This window comes from Ferrovibrio sp., from assembly GCF_041906005.1.
Taxonomy (GTDB): Bacteria; Pseudomonadota; Alphaproteobacteria; order Ferrovibrionales; family Ferrovibrionaceae; genus Ferrovibrio.
In genome coordinates this window covers 1,122,991-1,136,999 of sequence record NZ_JAYRJY010000001.1, presented here as the reverse complement: position 1 = coordinate 1,136,999, position 14,009 = coordinate 1,122,991, and the positions used below count along the sequence as shown (strand labels likewise).

Here is a 14,009-nt window from a genome sequence, read left to right as displayed (position 1 = left end):
ATGCGTGGTGCGGCGTGGATTATTCATTCGACGGCGCGGCACTGGCAGCTACTGTCGCATCTGGTGCTGCGAGACCTGCGGGAAAGCGTTGCTGGAAACGCACTGGGCCGGTTGTGGCTCTATGTGTCTCCGCTGATGACCATCGGGATCTACATCTTCATCTTTGCCTTTGTATTCAAGGTGAAGCTTGGGGATACGCTTAATCTACCCTACGACTATACGGTCTACATACTGTCCGGCCTGATTCCATGGTTGATGACGATGGAAGTCATGAACAGGAGCTGCATGGCCATCACCGGGAATTCCGGCGTAGTGAAAGAAGTGGTCTTTCCGATCGAGATTCTGCCGGTGCGCACGGTGTTTTCCGTGCTTGCGAATTACGCGGTCTTCTATGTTGTGTTCTTCGTCTACATCCTGGCCACACAGCATAGCTTGCTCTGGACTCACGCCTTGCTGCCGGTCATCCTGGCTTTGCAGATCATATTCCTGGTTGGCGTAGCCCTGATGTTTTCGGCGATCACGGCCTTCTTCCGGGATTGGGCGCGTCTTGTGAACCTCAGCGCCATGCTCCTGGTCTATGCTGCGCCCATTGTTTATGTTTCCGACTGGGTGCCAGAGCTTGTGCGTCCGGTACTCTACGCCAATCCCATCAGCTATATGGTCTGGTGCTTTCAGGATGCCCTGTTCTATGGAGAACTACGGCATCTCTTCGCTTGGCCGGTATTTACCGTTGTTGCGTTGCTGAGCTTCATCATTGGCAGCAGCTTGTTCCAAAGGCTGAAGCCGATGTTCGGTAATGTTCTGTAGAGGCCACAATGGGCACTGATATTGCGATTTCGGTAAGCAATTTATCGAAGGCTTACAAGATATACTCCCGCCCGGTGCACATGCTGCTCGAGGTGCTGACGGGGCGGCGATGGCATCGAGAGTTCTGGGCGCTTAAGGATGTCTCGCTGAATATCCGGAAGGGCGAGGTTGTGGGCTTCCTGGGGCCGAATGGTTCTGGGAAAAGCACATTGCTACGTATCATGGCTGACAAGCTGGATTGCAGTAGTGGTGATATAAAGGTCAACGGTGCGGTGACGGCGCTATTCGAGCTGGGAACGGGCTTCAATCCGGAGCTGACCGGCCGTGACAATATCTTCCAGGTGGGCCTGTATCGGGGGCTTTCCATGAAAGAGCTGAACCGCAAGTTCGACGACATCGTAGAATTTTCCGAGCTACAGGCCTTCATCGATCAGCCGGTCAAAACCTATTCCAATGGCATGAAGGCCAGGCTCGCATTCAGCACGGCTATCAGCATTGATCCGCAAATTCTGATGATCGATGAGGTGCTGGCGGTCGGTGACGAGGCCTTCTCTGCGAAATGCTCCGAGAGAATGCGCGACATCTGCGAAAGTGGCGCCACCGTGCTAATCGTCACGCATTCGACGGCCTATGTCTCCAGGCTCTGCGATCGCGCCTATTATCTGGAGGATGGGCGCATCCTTGCGGAGGGCTTGGCTACTGATGTCTGCCGCATGTATGACGAGCGCATGCTGGCGCGTAATGCCAAGCGCGCCGCTGAAGATGCGGCCAAGAAGCTGGGGCGGAGTGAGGCTGATGACCAGGAGAAGGTTGAGCTCAATTTTGAGAATGTTCGGTTTGAATCGCCCGACATGCCGGATTCAAGGGTCGTGATCGTCGGAAAGCCGTTGCGCATCTCCTTCGAGATCGTTAGCTCGCAGGAGATGGACGATATCACGGTCGGCATACAGTTCATGCGTAGTGTCGATAGCATCTATGTCGCGTCGATCAGCAATAGCAAATCCTTTGGCAGGGACTTCGAGCAACAGAATCGGCCTATCCGCCTGCGCAAGGGTCGCAATGAATTCTCCATCGATATCCCGTCATTCAATCTTGGTATGGGCACCTATACGATCTCCGTTGGGGCCTCTCGGCTGAACCGGTCGACATGGGGTGCCGAGCGGCTTGTCTATATCAAGGACATCTCATCGCTTTCTGTGGTCAGTTATGGCGAAAACCAGTTTGTCGCGTGCGAGCTTGCTGCGGACTGGCAGCACGGCGGCGATCCACTTCCGGTCCTTGCTGTAGACGCGCAACCGGCCAAGCTTGCCTCTGCTTCAGGCTGACCCCTGAGTGTCAATGAGTTTCCTCAAACGCTGGTTTTTGCCAGCTGACGCAAAGGACAATGTTTGCCCTTTCCCGCCGCCGTATCGTGGCATGGTGGCGATTAACAGCGATGTGGAATGCACCAGCTGGGAGGGGCAGCTGGCTTGGTTCGAATTGCTGGCCCAGCGTGATCTCGAGACAGCCTTCAGCTTCTGGTTGTTTAGTTCACCGGCATTGGCATGGCGGCTTTTCGAGGAAGACGGCCGTTTTGCATCTTGCGCGCCGACTGCTTTGCATTTGATCCGGCAGGGTTTGCTGGATACGGTGCATAGCTACGGGGATGCCCATCATGCAGGCGGGGCTCGTATCGATCGTAAGCGGATAGCCGAAGCGCTGCGTATCCTTGCGAGCGAAGGCGCGAAGGCGCCGGTCTATACCAATCACGGCGGCGAGCAAGACAAGCAGAATATCGGTGGAGACTGGGCAACCTACCAGGAGGGCGATATCCCGGGTGCGGCCTTGTACCATCTGGATATCGCCCACGATTATGGCTTCCAGTTTTTCTGGACCGATATCGATTATCACAATGACATCCGGGCGTTCCGGCCGGATATAGCCGGTGCTGGTGCCTTGTTTACGCCGCAACAATGTCGGGATGGATCGCACATCCTGCGCTTCAAGCGTTATCGCGGTCCTTTATCCTATGCGCCTACGGCGACAAACCTGGCCGAGCAGGTGGCTCCGGTGCTGGATACTCCGCCGGAAGGGCATCTGGTGATCTATCAGCATCTCGGATGTCATCGGCAGCCGGATGGCAAGCCGGTAATGGCGCAGAAACCTTGGCTCGATGCAGAAGGTGTGGCCGCTCTGGATAGGATGGCGCAGCAGCAGCGTGATGGCCTGTATATCGTGACCACGACAGCGAAATTGCTGCGCCACGCTGCGATGATGGCGGCTCGCCCGTGGCGCATCGTCCGGATGGAAGAGTCTGTTGTCGTCGAATTTGAAACCGAGATCGCGTTGGGCCCTGTGCGGTTGCCGTTAGACTGGGACTGGCTGGCTGGTTGGACGCTCCACCTGAAGCAGCCTGTGGATGTCAGTCTCCGGCTCGGCAACAAGACTCGGAAAGTCGTGCCGTTCACATCAAACGGCAAGCTTTACGCGGGCATTCCCTGGACACGTATCGACATGGGACGTGAGGTTGAGGAGGCTATGAGCCTTGGTTGACGCAGTTGACAGTAAGATTCTTAAGCTCTTGGACGCACTCAGTCTCTCTGGTTATGAAGACGGTTATGCCCGGACCGAATTCTCTCGTGGCGCCGCCTATCATCACCGGCGCATTGAAATGCTTGGAGTTTCGGGGGCGCGCGCCCTTGATGCGGGCTGTGGCGTTGGAAACTGGAGTCTGGCGCTGTCCCAGTTCTTCGACGAGGTCCATGCGCTGGAGTTGAGCGAGACGCGGCTCTCGATCGTGAGCGAGATCAGCAAGCAGATTGTCCCCAACATAAAACCGGTGGTCGGCAATGTGGAGAAGCTCGATTTTCCCGATGGTCATTTCGATGCGGTCTTTTGTATTGGCGTCATTTTCCTGGTCAACGTCGAGCAGGCCTTGGCTGAATTCCGCCGTGTTCTAAAGCCGAACGGAAAGCTGTATGTGACTTACAATGCCGCTGGATGGTGGCGTTACTTGATGGAAGTGCGCGGGAAGGCCGAGCCAAATTGCGTCACTTTTGGAGGCGATGCCTTCATTGACCGGGCATACCGTTTGCTTCAGAGCGCTGACCGCGATGCCATACTGGCTGCGCCAAACAGAAAAAAATCCTGGCGGGCAATGCTCGAAGGGCTTTTTGCTTCCCGGCCTGTTGATCTTGATCAGGCGCGCCTCTGGCTGCGGGATGACACGGCGCTGGGCAAGGAACTGATCCGCAGTGTTGACGTGGTACTGGCGGCAGGGAATGTCAAGCAGAAGCAGGAACTGGCAGTCGTCCTGCGCGATTTCCGGGATGGCAAGGCATTGCAGCGGCCATCAGGCCGTGCGCGCCTGATTGATCCATCCGACATGCAAATGCTTATGGAGCAGGCGGGGTTTTCCGATATCCGGACGGATCTAGAAGGCACCCTTGGTCGCGGATCGCAGGACCCAGAGCCCATTTATACTGCAGCTCAGGGCGTTTGCGAGACGCTGGCGCGACGTATTTAGGTATGTCGCCAGACACGGCATGTAGGGTGGGCGGGCGATCATATGCAACTTGATAGCTCTGACTGGGCGAGCGATCTTGATGCTGCTTATGCTGCGGATTACATCCGGCGTCTTGGTCTGCAAGGCCGCGATGTGTTGTGCTGCTGCCGCACCGCCACTTTCTGGGTGCAGGGTCTGCTGCAGAGTTTTTCCCGCGTGTTTCTGGCGGCTCCTGATGAGGCCGTCGCAGAAATCTGGCGTAGGGAGTTTGCCGAACACGCTTCTGTGGAAGTTGTGGAAATTTCCGGAGATAGGCTTCCCCTGCCGGACGATACGCTGGATGCGGTCTTCGCATTCGATGACGTCCTTGGCGTGGGCCCGGCTCCATGGCTTGGCGAGATCGGACGGGTGCTGAAGCCTCAAGGCGCGGCTTACCTGAGTTACAAAAGTATCGACTGGTATCTGGCCGTCCTGAATGGGGCGTTACCCGATGAAGATAGTGAGGCGGCCTATCGGGTTTGTTTTGAAAGGCTTCTGTCTGAACAGACGGCTATCATCAACGCCTCGCCTTTTGCCGCGGGTTCGCGTGCGCTATTGAATTTGATAGTGACAGCAGCGGCGCTGTCCCGGCAGATTGAGCAGCGCGCACCAGATGTGGCAATTGGTTTTGTCACCGCTATCCTGCGACGGATTGGAAGCCGGTTGCGCCTGCTTCCGGAAGATCCCGATTTCAATTGGCCCAGCCTGCTTTACACCTTGAATCGGGCGAAGCAACCCTTTCCGCTGCGAGGCCTGCTGCGTGGCAGACCGGCTGCGGCCTGCCACGCGCAGCCTGGCCGGCGAGTAGCGGCCGAGGAGCCGCCACATGCCATCGAAACGGCTGCTCGAAAGGCCGGGCTCGACCTCGTTGGCACTGGACCTGAGGGCTCTCTGATTGCGACGCGCGATGCGATTGCAGTTCGTGCGCCTCGCGCCTACGGTCATGGTATTGTAGAAGAACTGTATATGAAGTCGGGTGCAGGTCGAGTTGCCAAGGTGGCTGGCCTGCATGGCCAGGCAGATCTGCCGGCCGAGCCGGTGGCAGCCGAGCCGGCCTTTTTCCTGAAGGTGGCCGGTCGTGCCGTCTCTGCCTATTCTCATCTTCTGGTATCTCCTCGCATCGTGAATATCGCATTGCCGGATGCGCCTGACCTTGGGATCGCCAGGCAGGTACAGAAGGTTGCTGACAAGGTAGGCGCTAATTTCCTGCATGATCTGTCTGCCGCCGTCGTCGCGGATGCATCTGAGGATGAAGACGCCTTCCGACGCCTGTACCGTTTTCTGCAGGATGCGCTTTTCCACCACCCAACAGTGCAATTGCTCGAAACGCCAACGACAATCCTTACGGATTCGCGGGCGATTCTGTTGGCTGGAATTGCCCGTTGCGGCCATGTCGCACATGTGGCGAAGGATATGTACGAAATCCTTGGCTTCGCGGCGCGAATCCGGCAATTGCACAAGCACCTCACTTGCGAGGTGCGAGTTGGCAATGACTGGCGGATTGTGGACTGCGATGCCTTCAAGGGTGGCGTCTGGCCTTTAATGGCCGGGAATGTCTGGGCTTCTGTCGATGGTCTTCGCAACGATCCTGCACGCTTGGACATGGTGCCAGCCATTGGCTTGCAGCTTGATCCGTCTGGCCCTTGGGCCAAGACGCGGAACGGTGACAGCATAACCGGTTATGTCGATACGGGCCTTGCCTGGGACCGTTATTACCTGTCCTACCTCTATTACGGCGGTAAGGCGGAAAAACCGCCGCGTCCGCCGCAGCCGGTTGCCGCAGCGCTAAACGGCAGAGACCTCACCTTGCGTTTCAATGCCTCGCCAGATACGACGGGCACGGTCGCAATACGGGTTAGTTCGAAATCGCGCGGTTGGAGCTATAGTGATCTCCCAGGGGAAAACTATCTGCGCACAGCCGATCCTGACCTCGGCAGTTTCGAATTCGCGGCGAGTGACCTGCGGAATGATATTGTCCTGCCGCTTTCCAAAACCCAGCAGGCACCACTGTATCTCAATCTGTATGCGACGGATGACGGCGTGCGGGCGCGGCAGGCTTATGTTTGGCCCGGGCATGAAATGCGAGTTGAGTGAACGAGTTCTCGGAAGTTCTTACACAGACGTACCAGAAGGCTACAAACATGCGGATACCTTTGGCCAAGCCTGAATTCGACGAGGATGAAATCCTTGCGTTGCGCGCCTGCCTGAATTCAGGCTGGGTGACCCAGGGCCCTGCGACCAAGAATTTTGAGCATCTCATTGCGCAGAGGCATCAAGTGCAGCACGCGCTGGCAACGACGTCCTGCACGGCCGCATTGCACTTGGCGACCATGGCGCTAGGGCTTAAGCCGGGGGACGAAGTGTTGGTGCCTGCTTTTACCTGGGTGACATCAGCGCATTCGGTTGAGTATGTCGGCGCGAAGCCGGTCTTCGTGGATGTCGATCCGCAAACCTTCAATATTGATCCGGAGCGTCTGGAAGCAGCGCGAACCCCGCGTACTAAGGCCATCATCGCCGTGCATCTGTTCGGTCTGGCGGCTGCTATGGATGAGATCAAGGCTTTCTCGAGCCAGCATAACATCCGCATTATTGAGGATGCGGCTTGCGCCATTGGCAGCCTGTACAAGGGCGTACCGGTCGGTGGCCTGGGCGATATCGGCTGCTTCTCGTTCCATCCGCGCAAAGTGATCACGACCGGAGAGGGTGGCGCTGTGACCACCAATGATCCGGAATACGCGCGTCGCGTCGCTTATCTGCGCAATCATGGCGCTACCGGTCTCCCGCCGGATGACCCGAAGGCGGAAATGCCGTGGACCATGGCCCTCTTCGATGAGGTTGGCTACAACTTGCGACTTTCCGACATCCAGTCGGCAGTGGGGGTGGCGCAGTTCTCAAAGCTCAGCCGCCTGCTGGAAGAGCGCCGCAGCCGGGCCGGCGTGTATAGCCGCAAGCTGGCTGGTATCGACCGGATTGTGCTGCCGACCGCCGGCATCGGCGCAAACGATCACACTTACCAGTCGTATGTGATTCGTATCGATGGTGCAGATCGCGGCGCTCGCAACGAAGTCATGCGGCATCTGGCTGCCAAGGATATCAGCACCCGCCCGGGCACTCACGCCGTCCATCGCCTTGGCTATTATGCCAAAAAGTATGGGTTGAAGCCGGAGGCGTATCCAAATGCGGCTCTGTGCGAGGACACGTCCATTACACTGCCGATCTTTCCCGGCATGACCGACGAGCAGCAGGATCTCATCGTCGATGCCGTAAAGGCAGCATTGCGGTCGATCAACTGAGATGTCGTGCGACCAGCACAGCAACTATGCCAAGTGGCTCTCTGATTTCCGGGAGAGGAACGGGCGTAACCTGCGTGTGCTGCATATCGGCAATATTGCCAACAACGCATACAACAACGCTAAAATCCAGCGGAAGGCCGGCATTGAGGCTGATGTAATCTGTTATGATTACTACCACATCATGGGCTGCCCGGAATGGGAAGATCATGAATTCTCTGGCGCGATCGATGCATTTTATCCCGACTGGTGGGCAACCGACCTGAAGGGACCGCGACGGCCCTTCTGGTTCGCTCAGGGACCTTTGCTGAAATGCATCGCCTATCTCAACGCCCTGCGGGGGAACGGGCGTTTCCGAAGCTGGTATTGGCGGCAGAGCCTTGAGCTCTCTTACTGGCGCCTGCTGGATCAGCGTGCCAAATCCGAGAGAAAGCGCAGGTCAGCCAACGTGTCCATGCCTGGCCGGTATTATGTAGCGGTACTGCTGTGGATTGCTTTTTGCCTGTCCGGCATGTGGGTGCCGAATGCTTTGAAGCTCGCGGCATATCGAATTGTGCTGCGGCGAGACTGGTATGTAGGCTATCGGTCCAAGGCTGTTGCGGAATCTGAACAGCGCTTGCGCCGCTCAAACCTCGACTGGCGTGCGAAAATATCCTGGCGCTTAAAGTTCTGGCGGTCCCGCCTGCACTTCTTGCCCTATCTGGTAAAGACGCTGTCACGCGCCGGCAAAGCACTGCTTGGGCAGGCGATCCGTATGAAGGGGGTTGGCGTCGGAGATGCCATCAGGACTGCGAAGCAGATGGCCGAGCTTTACGATTCATACCATCCTAACGCTCTTTCTCAATCTCGTGCTGCAGATCTGGAATATCTATGCGATCTTAGCTTGCCTTGGCTTCAATTACTCAAGCATTACGACGTCATTCAGGGCTACTCGACGGATGGCCTAATTCCGATGCGCTGGGGGCGGCAGTATTGCGCCTATGAGCATGGCACGCTGCGCGAAATTCCCTTTGAGGACAGCATCCAAGGGCGTGTCTGCAATCTGACGTATCGAAAGGCCGATGTCGTCTTTATAACCAATAGTGACGTCTTGCCGATGGCGGATGCTCTGGGTATCAGGCCTGACCAGCGAGTTTACCTCCCGCATGCCTTCGACGATCGCAAGATTGCGACTTTCGCCGCGAACCACGGCGATCTGCAGCCGCCGAAAGATGGACGTGTGCATTTCTTCTGTCCGGCGCGACAGCACTGGAAGGTGGGCGGCGCCGCCTGGTGCAAGGGTAATGACCGCTACATTCGCGCCGCGGCCATTCTGGCGGCGCGTGGCGTCCCCATACAGCTGACCATGGTCGCCTGGGGCGCCGAGCTGGATCTTTCACGGCAATTGATCGACGAACTGGGATGCGCGGATATCATCACCTGGGTTGATCCCATGCGCAAACGCGAGCTACTCCAGTCGTATCTGCGGGCGCATGCGGTGATCGATCAATTTGTTATCCCCGCTTTGGGAGGTGTTGCCTTCGAGGCAATGGGCGTGGGGCGCCGGCTGATCACGTATATCGATGCCGACTGTCTGGAGAAATTCTTTGGCAAGGCACCACCGCTCATGGCTGCGGAAACGGTAGAGCAGATCATTGCGCGCATGCAGCAGGTTGCGGATGATCTGGAAGACCGCGCAGGGCTTGGTGCAGCAGCGCTGAAGTGGATTCGGGATTACCATTCTTCAGAGCGCATTCTGTCATTGCAGGTCGGCGCATATTCCAGAATGCTGTCGTCCGAAGGTGCTGTCCGGGATGCCGCAGAGTAAAGTTTCCGGATCGCGGGTGATCTTGGGTGGGCTGGCTGTTGTCGTCCGCCCCCTGTCGCTCCCCGTCCTTCATGCGATCGTCTTTGTGGCGCGGCAGCTAACCGCATGGCGAGTGTGGCGTGGCCGGCCGTCAACGGTGTGGGGCACTACTCCCATTCTCACCCTGCCGCTATTGGCTCGCTGCGACCGAAGCTTGGGCCTTGCCTCGCAATCTCTTGTCTATCTCACCTATCACATCTCGTCCGCGTTCGATGTCAATCTCAACCGGATATCGAGGTTGGCGTTGCGCCGTTTCCTTGCCTATCAGTGGTTGACCTGGCTTGTCTTCCTTTATGCCTTGCTGCGATACGATGTCTTTCACTTCTTCAATGATCGCGGGTTTCTTGTCCGCCCGGGTGGGGGGATCGGTCTGAGTGAATTCGAGTTGCAGTTGCTGCGCAGGGCCGGTAAGCGCATTTACACCTATGCCTATGGTGCCGATGTTCGGACCCGCAACGCTACGCAGTCTCTAGGGCCACTCAACTTCTGCATGGACTGTGTCGAGGTCGGCCGATATTGCATCTGCGACGACGCTGCCGGCGCGGCCAATATGGAGATGATTGGCCGATACGTTAACGGCGCGGTTGCGATGGCGGATATGGTGCGGTATGTGCCGCATGCACGGGTCTTTCACTACTGGCCGATTGACATGAGTGAAGCGCCGTCATTCCCGCCGGCGCGCCCCGAGGGTGCGTTGCGCGTGTTTCACGCCCCCAATCATACGCATTTCAAAGGTTCGGCGTATCTGCAGAAGGCAATCAACAGGCTACAGACCGAGGGATATGCGATCGAGCTTATGGTGGTGCAGGGGAAAACGAACGCCGAGGTGATCCAGGCGATGCGGCAGGCGGATGTCGTCGCCGAGCAATTCATCGGCGGGGCGCATGGTTATACGGCGGTCGAAGCCTGGAGTATCGGCAAGCCGGTCATCTGTTACATCCGCAACCGCGATGTCTTGGCCGATCCAGACACCTGCCCCTTCATTAATGCGGGGCCGGACGACCTTTACGAAGAATTGAAGAAATGCCTGCTGGGGCATTATGATCTTGAGGAAATGGGCCGGCAGGGGCGGCTCTACGTCATCAGGCACTATAGTCGGGAAGCTGTTGCCATCAAGCTTGGGCAAATGTATCTGACAACGGCGTCTCCCAGCCCCGCCTGGAAACAAGTCATAGAGAGCCGTGTCACAACCCTCGGCGAAGAGCTGAAAAGTCGGATAGAGTCCGAGATTACGCTGAACTGGATGACGAAAGCGCCGGTCGAGCACGTCATATAATGGAATGAGGTGGAAGTTGCGGGTGGAACAGTTGGAAATGCTGAGGGGTGTCGGGACTTTTGCTGGCAAGCCTCTTGAATTGACAGTCTTCATGGAAGAGCAGGGGCATGTCGTTGAGGGCGTGTTGCGGGTGCCGTGCAGTGACTACTGGTACCCGATTCTTGATGGAGTGCCGTGTTTTCTTCGTGGAGTTCTGCGACCCGACCTCGAGGCTTTTGCCGCTCGTAACGGCCTGAAGCTGCCAGTTGAAGACGCGGCACGTCCGGAAGCGCGGGACCAGGCCAAGACCAACGAAACCTTTTCGGACAAGTGGCGTCGCTTCAAGAATTACGGCCTGGAACCGCAGCATGGGGAATTCCTGTTTGATTGGTACAGCAAGAAGTTCGGTCTGAAGGACCAGAGCGAACTGCCCGGCTTCTACCGCCAGTTTAACACCGTGCTTGAAGTCGGCCCGGGGTCCGGCTTCAATAGCCGGTTCATTGCCGAGCAGGGAAGACGTGTCTTTGCGCTCGACATCTCCGATGCTGCCTTCACGACCTTCTCGAACACGAAGCATCTTCCGAACTGCACGGTGGTACAGGCCGACCTCATGGATGCGCCATTCGACGATGGTGTCTTCGACTTTGTGATTGCCGACGGCGTGCTCCATCACACGCCGGATACCCGAGCGGCCGTTAATGCGCTCTACTCCAAAGTTCGGCCGGGCGGCAAGTTCTTCTTCTATGTGTACAGGAAGATGGGAGCGGCCCGGTATTTTTGTGACCAGCATATCCGGGATGCGTTCAAGTCGCTGCCTGCAGAGGACTGCTATGTCGCCTGTGAGAGCATAACAGAACTTGGGCGTGAGCTGTCCAAGTTGAATGCGAAGATCACGCTGGAGAAGCCGATCCCGGTATTGGGCATTCCGGCTGGAACCCATGATGTACAGCGATTGATCTACTACAATTTCCTCAAATGCTTCTGGAATGATGCCTTTGATTACGAGACCAACAATATGGTCAATTTCGACTGGTATCATCCGCACAATGCCTGGCAGCATAGCGAGGAAGAGGTAGCCGGATGGTTGCGCGATCTGGGGGTGCGGGATTACGTCTTCAATAATTCCAATCCCAACGGAATATCGGTTCTTCTGACCAAACCGGAAGCCTTATGCGCATTCTCCTGACAGGCGGTTCCGGTTTTATCGGGCGGTCCTTGGCGCCCAAACTGGCTGGACGGCATGAGGTCTTGCTGACCGGCCGCCAGTCATCGGCTCGGTTTGGTGTAGACCTGATCGAATGGGATCTGTCGCAGCCGGCCCCCCCGCAGCTGGAAAAGGAGAAAATCGACGCGATTGTACATCTGGCGCAATCTGGCGATCACAGGGATTTTCCGGCCAGCGCGCCCAAGATGTTCGCTGTGAATGTAGCCGGGGGGCAGAATCTCCTCGATTTCGCGGCAAAGGCTGGCGTGAGCCAGTTCTGCCTCGTTTCGACGGGCACGGTTTATGAACCCTTCACGGCGAAAACGCTGCGGGAGGATATGGCGCTGTCGCCAAGCAGCATGTTGGGCGCGACCAAGCTGGCAGCAGAAGTAATCGCTCAGCCCTATTCCCATCTGTTCAAGCTGTGCATTCTGCGACTGTTCTTCCCTTATGGCGTTGGTCAGGTCGACCGCCTGCTGCCGAATCTGGTTGGAAGAATCGCTTCGGGGCAGCCGATACAGGTTTCCAAGGATGGCGAGGGTCTGAGATTTACACCGATCTGGCTGGATGACGTTGTCGACGTGATCTCGACTGCAGTCGAGCAGAGCTGGACTGGAACGATGAATGTGGCCAACCCCCGGGTTGTCACCATTCGTACGGTCGGACAGCTGATCGCGGAACAGATCGGCACTTCCCTCAAGGTTGATGTAACCGCTGCTGAACCGCTCTTTATCGTGCCGGATTTGACGCGCTTGCAAAGCTACATGGATCTGAGCGGCATGACCGGGATCGAATCCGGCATTGCCGCCATGCTGCACAAGCCGCTTCAGGCGCCTGCTGAAATATGAAACGGTGCGGCGGCAATGCCGTTGCGTGCCGCCCGATACTCCCCATCAAGGTAGCGCGCTACCATTCGCGGCGCGTGCCAGTTTAGGCAGAATGACCGGCTCTGCTCGCCAATCTCTGCCAGCCGGCTGCGGCCTACTGTGGCCAGTTGGCGCAATATCATCGTCAGGTCGCCTGGGGTCGCGCTGATGATGGGTATCTCGCTCCGCATGGCCGGCGGTATGTGGGCCATATCTTCGGGGCGCAAGTAGCATATGATCGGCTTGGCCATCGCCATGCATTCAACGGCGAGGCTGCCATACCAACCAGCCAGCAATTGGTCGATCACTAGATCGGCCGTAGCGAGCTGACGTCGTGCTTCACTATTGGGAAGATTCTCGATCAGTCGGAGTTCGATGGGAATGCCGTCTGCGCGAAGTTGTGAAACGGCCTGCAGAATGTACTCGGTACCCTTAACGGCGCGATGTGATGGAGCATGCATCACTACCAGCGGCCCATCGTTCGGCGGACGGCTCGGGTGGAGCTGATCCGGGTCGACGCTGGCATAGGGGAGGAACTGCGCTGTTTCTGGCAGAAGATGCAGAAGATCGGGATTGAGGCAAAACAGGCGGTCTGCCCAGCGGGCGAATGCGGCAACACGTTGCCGCTTCATCACATCGGTTTGGGTAGTGTAATACCCCTCCTCGACGTCATGGACGAAATGCACCGGCCACCGTTTTGCAAGATCACCCTGCCTGACATCATCACCCTGGAATGTCACCACGATCGTCTTCCCCATACTTTTCAACAAGGGAAGATCTTTCATAAAGATCAGTTTGGCATAGCTGTGGAGCAGGCCACGCCGGACCGAATGCTTGAATGCAGCGGATGGTTCCGGGTATGCCAGCGGCATGAGAATGCTCTGGCCAAAGTTGAAGTGGATGACGTCATAAGAAAGAAGACTTCTGAAGAGCAGACGCCAGCGCGTGATCTCCTGCCGTATGAAGCCGGGATGTGTCAGTTCTTCATCGGCCGTGAAGCCAAAGGGCGAGGCGAAAAGAGAGACTGATCGGCTATTCAGTCCAATCGCCCTTTCTGCACGTGCAAGTCCTGCGGCGTTACCGCCAATATTTGTGGGGCAGTGGAGGATGCGCAACATCGCTACGGCAAATTCCTGATGGCCTAATATTCAAAATAATCTGTTGGATCAAATCATACACATTCCCCATGCCAAACCAACCTGTAAAGAGTGCTGAACT

The 14,009-nt window shown here is 57.0% G+C and carries 11 protein-coding genes; 10 read left to right on the top strand and 1 reads right to left on the bottom strand.

Annotated features, from left to right (window positions below):
- Genes ACE3OO_RS05510 through ACE3OO_RS05465 form a run of 10 tightly spaced genes read left to right on the top strand, consistent with a single transcriptional unit; the run spans nt 1 to nt 12,773 of the window.
- Nucleotides 1–807: an ABC transporter permease gene (locus ACE3OO_RS05510; protein ID WP_374300576.1), complete on the top strand. Its 807-nt coding sequence runs from the start codon at nt 1–3 to the stop codon at nt 805–807.
- Nucleotides 808–815: 8 nt separating this feature from the next.
- Nucleotides 816–2,132, top strand: a complete 1,317-nt coding sequence (locus ACE3OO_RS05505) for an ABC transporter ATP-binding protein (RefSeq protein WP_374300574.1) — start codon at nt 816–818, stop codon at nt 2,130–2,132.
- A gap of 13 nt (nt 2,133–2,145) precedes the next feature.
- A complete protein-coding gene (locus tag ACE3OO_RS05500) occupies nt 2,146–3,339 on the top strand; it encodes a hypothetical protein (RefSeq protein WP_374300572.1) in 1,194 nt (397 codons plus the stop codon).
- Entirely contained in the window at nt 3,332–4,312 is a 981-nt protein-coding gene (locus tag ACE3OO_RS05495) for a class I SAM-dependent methyltransferase (RefSeq protein ID WP_374300570.1), read from the top strand. Before ACE3OO_RS05500 ends, ACE3OO_RS05495 begins: the two co-directional genes overlap by 8 nt.
- Nucleotides 4,313–4,354: 42 nt before the next feature.
- On the top strand, nt 4,355–6,424 hold the full coding sequence (locus ACE3OO_RS05490; RefSeq protein ID WP_374300568.1) for a class I SAM-dependent methyltransferase: 2,070 nt from the start codon (nt 4,355–4,357) through the stop codon (nt 6,422–6,424).
- Nucleotides 6,421–7,623 (top strand): DegT/DnrJ/EryC1/StrS family aminotransferase, encoded by a 1,203-nt coding sequence (locus ACE3OO_RS05485; protein WP_374300566.1) that lies wholly within the window; start codon nt 6,421–6,423, stop codon nt 7,621–7,623. The genes ACE3OO_RS05490 and ACE3OO_RS05485 overlap by 4 nt, the downstream gene beginning before the upstream one ends.
- 1 nt (nt 7,624) lies before the next feature.
- Entirely contained in the window at nt 7,625–9,427 is a 1,803-nt protein-coding gene (locus ACE3OO_RS05480; protein WP_374300564.1) for a glycosyltransferase, read from the top strand.
- A complete protein-coding gene (locus tag ACE3OO_RS05475) occupies nt 9,414–10,742 on the top strand; it encodes a hypothetical protein (protein WP_374300562.1) in 1,329 nt (442 codons plus the stop codon). Before ACE3OO_RS05480 ends, ACE3OO_RS05475 begins: the two co-directional genes overlap by 14 nt.
- Nucleotides 10,743–10,764: 22 nt before the next feature.
- On the top strand, nt 10,765–11,907 hold the full coding sequence (locus ACE3OO_RS05470) for a class I SAM-dependent methyltransferase (RefSeq protein WP_374300561.1): 1,143 nt from the start codon (nt 10,765–10,767) through the stop codon (nt 11,905–11,907).
- Nucleotides 11,892–12,773 (top strand): NAD-dependent epimerase/dehydratase family protein, encoded by an 882-nt coding sequence (locus ACE3OO_RS05465; RefSeq protein WP_374300559.1) that lies wholly within the window; start codon nt 11,892–11,894, stop codon nt 12,771–12,773. The genes ACE3OO_RS05470 and ACE3OO_RS05465 overlap by 16 nt, the downstream gene beginning before the upstream one ends.
- On the opposite strand, the gene ACE3OO_RS05460 is transcribed toward ACE3OO_RS05465, so the two are convergent.
- Entirely contained in the window at nt 12,752–13,909 is a 1,158-nt protein-coding gene (locus ACE3OO_RS05460) for a hypothetical protein (protein ID WP_374300557.1), read from the bottom strand. The two genes, ACE3OO_RS05465 and ACE3OO_RS05460, sit on opposite strands and share 22 nt — an antisense overlap.
- Nucleotides 13,910–14,009 lie beyond the last annotated feature (100 nt).

What these genes read in the sequence shown, in the direction of transcription:
- ACE3OO_RS05475 (WP_374300562.1), top strand. Translation starts at nt 9,414, where the DNA reads ATGCCGCAGAGTAAAGTTTCCGGATCGCGGGTGATCTTGGGTGGGCTG.
- ACE3OO_RS05480 (WP_374300564.1), top strand. Translation starts at nt 7,625, where the DNA reads ATGTCGTGCGACCAGCACAGCAACTATGCCAAGTGGCTCTCTGATTTC.
- ACE3OO_RS05465 (WP_374300559.1), top strand. Translation starts at nt 11,892, where the DNA reads ATGCGCATTCTCCTGACAGGCGGTTCCGGTTTTATCGGGCGGTCCTTG.
- ACE3OO_RS05490 (WP_374300568.1), top strand. Translation starts at nt 4,355, where the DNA reads ATGCAACTTGATAGCTCTGACTGGGCGAGCGATCTTGATGCTGCTTAT.
- ACE3OO_RS05460 (WP_374300557.1), bottom strand. Translation starts at nt 13,909, where the DNA reads ATGTTGCGCATCCTCCACTGCCCCACAAATATTGGCGGTAACGCCGCA.
- ACE3OO_RS05505 (WP_374300574.1), top strand. Translation starts at nt 816, where the DNA reads ATGGGCACTGATATTGCGATTTCGGTAAGCAATTTATCGAAGGCTTAC.
- ACE3OO_RS05510 (WP_374300576.1), top strand. Translation starts at nt 1, where the DNA reads ATGCGTGGTGCGGCGTGGATTATTCATTCGACGGCGCGGCACTGGCAG.
- ACE3OO_RS05500 (WP_374300572.1), top strand. Translation starts at nt 2,146, where the DNA reads ATGAGTTTCCTCAAACGCTGGTTTTTGCCAGCTGACGCAAAGGACAAT.